This is a genomic window from Frigoribacterium sp. CFBP 8766 (assembly GCF_014841435.1).
In the GTDB taxonomy this organism is placed as follows: Bacteria; Actinomycetota; Actinomycetes; order Actinomycetales; family Microbacteriaceae; genus Frigoribacterium.
In genome coordinates this window covers 1-4991 of the sequence record NZ_JACYTX010000012.1, presented here as the reverse complement: position 1 = coordinate 4991, position 4991 = coordinate 1, and the positions used below count along the sequence as shown (strand labels likewise).

Below are 4991 nucleotides of genomic sequence, written 5' to 3'. Positions count from 1 at the left end.
AACATTACAGGCACACCAGGCACATCGTCCAAACCCTGCCGCATCCCGGGCGTGTCGCGAGCACGATCCCCGGAAAATCAAGGGTCCAGGCCCTGATCGGCCGCCAGAGGGCCGCACACGGCCTCCAGGGACACGTTCAGTGACGCGGCTGACCCCACGAATCATTCTTCGCGGTCGCCGGATGCACGAAGGCCCGCCCCTGCAGAGGGGCGGGCCTTTGTCGTCACGGAACAGGGCGGGTCAGCGGACCGTCACGCCGGCGAGCGTCTTCTTGCCGCGACGCAGGACCACGGTGCCGCCGGCCAGGGTGGACTCGCCCACCGGCGCATCCGCATCGACCACGCGGACGTTGTTCAGGTAGACCCCGCCTTCGCCTGTGCTCCGGCGGGCGGCACCGAGCGATGCCGACAACCCGGTGGCCACCAGTGCCTGCGCCACCGTGGTGGTCGCGTCCGCCTCCGCGGACGGGAGCTCGGCGACCGCGCTGCGGAGGGTGTCCTCGTCCAGGACACCGAGATCGCCCTGCCCGAAGAGGGCGGCGGCCGCGTCGATCGCCGACTGCGTGGCGGCCTCGCCGTGGACCAGGCGGGTGACCTCCCACGCGAGCGTGCGCTGCGCCTCCCGCCGGAACGGCTCGTCGGCCACCGCTCGCTCGAGCGACTCGATCGCCGCTCGGTCGAGGAACGTAAACACCCGCAGCCGGGACACGACGTCGGAATCGTCGGTGTTGAGCCAGAACTGGTACATCGCGTAGGGGCTCGTCAGCTCGGGGTCGAGCCAGACGGCGTTGCCCTCGCTCTTGCCGAACTTGGTGCCGTCGCTGTTGGTGATCAGCGGGGTGCCGATGGCGTGCACCGCGACGCCCTCAGTGCGACGGATCAGCTCGGTGCCGCTGGTGAGGTTGCCCCACTGGTCGCTGCCCCCTGTCTGCAGCACGCACTCGTGCTGGCGGTAGAGCTCACGGAAGTCGAGGCCCTGCAGGATCTGGTAGCTGAACTCGGTGTAGCTGATGCCGGCGTCCGAGTTGAGGCGCGCGCTGACCGCGTCCTTCTTGAGCATGGTGCCCACCCGGAAGTTCTTGCCGATGTCGCGGAGGAACTCGATGGCCGACAACGGCGCCGTCCAGTCGAGGTTGTTCACGACTCGGAGGCCGTTCTCTCCCTCGGCGGCGAGGAACTTCTCGACGTGCACGCGGATCCGCGTCACCCACTCGGCGGTCTGCTCAGGTGTCTTCAGGGTGCGCTCGGCCGTCGGACGCGGGTCGCCGATCAGGCCGGTCGAACCGCCGACGAGCCCGAGCGGCCGGTGGCCGGCCAGCTGAAGGCGACGCATCAGCAGCAGCTGCACGAGGTTGCCGAGGTGCAGGCTCGGCGCGGTCGGGTCGAAGCCGCAGTAGTACGTGATCGGCGGGCCGGCGAGCACGGACTTCAGCGCCTCGGCGTCCGTCGAGACGTGGACCAGGCCGCGCCACTGCAGCTCGTCCCAGACGTCGTCGAATGTGGGGTCGTTGGCCTGGCCGGCGAGGACGTCGGCCGTTGTTTCGCTGCTCACCCGAGAACGGTATCAGCGTGCGGACGTGCCGCCGCCGCGCCTGACCGCGGGCCGCCAGGCCGAGACCGACGGTTCACCTGCGAGCGTGAACCGCCACGGGAACTCGTCGGTCCCGGCCCGGCCGGACACGCCGACGCGGGGACCGGCGACGACCTCGCCGGCGGCACCGGTCGGCAGCTCGAGGGAGAACCGCCCGTGCCCCAGGGTGCTGCCGTCGTCGTCGAGACCGATGTCGAGCGCCGACCCGAGCCTCCCGGGTCCCTTCGCCAGCTCGGCGTCGTTCCGGGCGGATGCCCGGCGCGACCGAGCGACGTCGAGACCGTCGACGACCTCGCCCGCGCGGAGCAGCAGCCCGGAGGCGTAGCCCTCAGGGCCGCAGACGATGTTGACGCACCGGTGGATCCCGTAGGACAGGTACACGTAGAGGGTCCCGCCCTCGCGGAACATGCTCGAGTTCCGCGGCGTCGGCCCGCGGTGCGCGTGCGACCCGGGATCCTGCCCCTGGCCGTGGTACGCCTCGACCTCGGTGAGCCTGACCGCCACCTCCCCGACCCGGAACACCGAGCCGAGGAGGAGCGGGCCCACCTCGAGGGCCGGCCGCGTCAGCAGCCGGGTCACCTCGTTCAGAAGAACCGCTGGCCCGAGGCGGTCGCGATCACGACGACCGCGACGAGGACGACGACGCACACCGCGACGACCGCGGGCAGCAGCCAGGCACGCGGGGTCCGCGGTCGACGCGGCTCGGTCACGCCGAGACCGGGTCGAGGTCGCGGACCAGGTGCGCGACGCGCTCGGTCAGCTCGGCCAGCTGCTCGGCGACGCGCTCGGGAGCCGTCCCGCCCACGCCCTGCCTGCTGCCGATCGAGCCGCGCACGGTCAGGACCGCACGGATCTCGGGGGTGAGGTGGGACGACACCTCGGCGTACTGCGCGTCGGTCGGCTCGTCGAGCTCCAGCCCGTGCTGCTCGCAGAACCTCACCAGCTCGCCGCTGATCTCGTGGGCGTCACGGAACGTCACTCCCTGGCGCACGAGCCACTCGGCCACGTCCGTCGCGAGCGAGAAGCCCTGCGGCGCCAGCTCGGCCATGCGGGCCTCGTCGAACTCGAGCGTGGCGATCATGCCCGTGAACGCGGGCAGCAGCACCTCGAGCTGGGTGACCGAGTCGAACACCGGCTCCTTGTCCTCCTGCAGGTCGCGGTTGTACGCGAGCGGGAGGCCCTTGAGCGTCGCCAGGAGGCCCGTGAGGTTGCCGATCAGCCGCCCCGACTTGCCCCGGGCGAGCTCGGCGATGTCCGGGTTCTTCTTCTGGGGCATGATCGACGACCCGGTCGAGAACGAGTCGTGCAGCTTCACGAAGCCGAACTCCCGCGTCGACCAGAGGATCACCTCCTCGGCGAGGCGTGACAGGTCGATGCCGATCGAGGCCGCCACGAAGGCGAACTCGGCCACGACGTCACGGCTGGCCGTCGCGTCGATGCTGTTCTCGGTGGTGCGCTCGAAGCCGAGCTCGGTCGCGACGAGCATCGGGTCGAGGCCGAGCGAACTGCCCGCCAGGGCGCCGGCGCCGTAGGGCGAGGCCGACGCACGACGCGACCAGTCGCGCAGGCGCTCGAGGTCGCGGACCAGGGGCCAGGCATGGGCGAGGAGGTGGTGCGCGAGCAGGACGGGCTGCGCGTGCTGCAGGTGCGTGCGCCCGGGCATCACGGCATCGGGATGAGCCGAGGCCTGCGAGGCGATCGCGTCGACGAGCCCGACCACGAGACGGCCGATCGCCGCACCGTGGTCACGCAGGTAGAGACGCACGAGCGTGGCGATCTGGTCGTTGCGGCTGCGGCCCGCGCGGAGCTTGCCGCCGAGCTCGGCGCCGGCGATGCCGATCAGGCCGCGCTCGAGCGCCGAGTGCACGTCCTCGTCGGACTCCGCCGCCACGAACGAGCCGTCGGCGACCTCGGCCTCGAGCTGGTCGAGGGCGGCGACCATGCCGTCGAGCTGAGCGCCGTCGAGGTACCCCGCCGCCGCGAGGGCACGGGCGTGTGCCCGTGACCCCGCGATGTCGTACGGCGCGAGCTGCCAGTCGAACTGCGTCGACTTGCTCAGGGCCGCGAGCTCGGGGGCGGGGCCGGAGGCGAAGCGGCCTCCCCACAGGGCGCCCGCCTCCCCCGCCCGCTGGTTCTGGCCCGGGGTCGCGTCGACCACTACTGCTGCGCCAGGTCGCGACGCGCCGAGATCTTGCTCGGCAGCGACCAGATCTCGATGAAGCCCTTGGACAGCGACTGGTCGAACGTGTCGCCCGTGTCGTAGGTCGCGAGGTCGAAGTCGTACAGGCTCTGGTCGCTCCGCTGGCCCGTGACGACCGCGCGGCCGCCCTGCAGCTTGAGGCGGATCTCGCCCGAGACGTACTTCTGCGTGTCGTCGATGAAGACGTCGAGCGAGCGCTTCAGGCCCGAGAACCACAGGCCGTCGTAGACGAGGTTGGACCACTCGGCCTCGACGCCGCGCTTGTAGCGACCGAGGTCGCGCTCGATCGTGAGCGCCTCGAGCGCCTCGTGCGCCTGGATCAGCGCCACGGCGCCCGGAGCCTCGTAGACCTCACGGCTCTTGATGCCGACGAGACGGTCCTCGACGACGTCGATGCGGCCGACGCCGTGCGCGCCCGCGAGCTCGTTCATCTTCTGCACGATGCCGAGCGGCGTGTACGAGACGCCGTCGATCGCGGTGGGCACGCCGGCCTGGAAGGTGATGACGACCTCGTCGGCGTCCTTGATGACCGAAGGATCCTGCGTGTACTCGTACAGGTCTTCGATCGGCGGGTTCCACGGGTCCTCGAGGAAGCCCGTCTCGACCGCGCGGCCCCAGACGTTCTTGTCGATCGAGTAGGGGTTCGCCGCGCTCTGACGGATCGGCAGCGAGTGCTGCTCGGCGTAGATGATCGCCTTGTCGCGGGTGAGGGCGAGGTCGCGGACGGGCGCGATGCTCGTCAGGTCGGGCGCGAGCGCGGCCACGGCCGCCTCGAAGCGGACCTGGTCGTTGCCCTTGCCGGTGCAGCCGTGCGCGACGCTGTCGGCGCCGAGCTCCTTCGCGACACGGGCGAGGTGGCGCGCGATCAGCGGGCGGCTGAGGGCCGAGACCAGCGGGTAGGTCTTCTGGTACATCGCGTTCGCCTTGAGGGCGGGCATCAGGTAGTCGCGCCCGAACTCCTCCTTGGCGTCGACGACGACCGACTCGACGGCACCGCAGTCGAGGGCACGCTGACGGATGTCGTCCATGTCCTCGCCGCCCTGTCCGACGTCGACGGCGAGGGCGACCACCTCCTTGCCGGTCGCGTCAGCGAGCCAGCCGATGCCGACGGAGGTGTCGAGACCTCCGGAGTATGCGAGGACGACGCGTTCCGCCATGGTTCTCCTTGAGTGTGGTGTGTGGGTGATCTTATCGGGAGGCA

5 protein-coding genes are annotated in these 4991 nt (G+C 70.9%); all 5 read right to left on the bottom strand.

The genetic code is table 11. The annotated features are described in order from the left end of the window. Positions 1-240: 240 nt before the first annotated feature. Genes tyrS through IFT90_RS16600 form a run of 5 tightly spaced genes read right to left on the bottom strand, consistent with a single transcriptional unit; the run spans position 241 to position 4947 of the window. Complete coding sequence (gene tyrS / locus IFT90_RS16615; RefSeq protein ID WP_192043320.1) at positions 241-1551, bottom strand: tyrosine--tRNA ligase; 1311 nt, start codon at positions 1549-1551, stop codon at positions 241-243. A 12-nt stretch (positions 1552-1563) separates the two neighbouring features. Then, positions 1564-2169: a DNA-3-methyladenine glycosylase gene (locus IFT90_RS16610; protein ID WP_192043319.1), complete on the bottom strand. Its 606-nt coding sequence runs from the start codon at positions 2167-2169 to the stop codon at positions 1564-1566. Between the two features lie 5 nt (positions 2170-2174). After that, entirely contained in the window at positions 2175-2300 is a 126-nt protein-coding gene (locus tag IFT90_RS17395) for a hypothetical protein (protein ID WP_255416206.1), read from the bottom strand. Further along, a complete protein-coding gene (gene argH / locus IFT90_RS16605; RefSeq protein WP_192043318.1) occupies positions 2297-3748 on the bottom strand; it encodes an argininosuccinate lyase in 1452 nt (483 codons plus the stop codon). The genes IFT90_RS17395 and argH overlap by 4 nt, the downstream gene beginning before the upstream one ends. Then, positions 3748-4947, bottom strand: coding sequence for an argininosuccinate synthase (locus IFT90_RS16600; protein ID WP_133738692.1), 1200 nt, complete (start codon positions 4945-4947; stop codon positions 3748-3750). Before IFT90_RS16600 ends, argH begins: the two co-directional genes overlap by 1 nt. Positions 4948-4991: the final 44 nt, after the last annotated feature.

Coding starts and splice junctions, on each gene's coding strand:
- IFT90_RS16600 (WP_133738692.1), bottom strand. CDS start 4,947: ATGGCGGAACGCGTCGTCCTCGCATACTCCGGAGGTCTCGACACCTCC.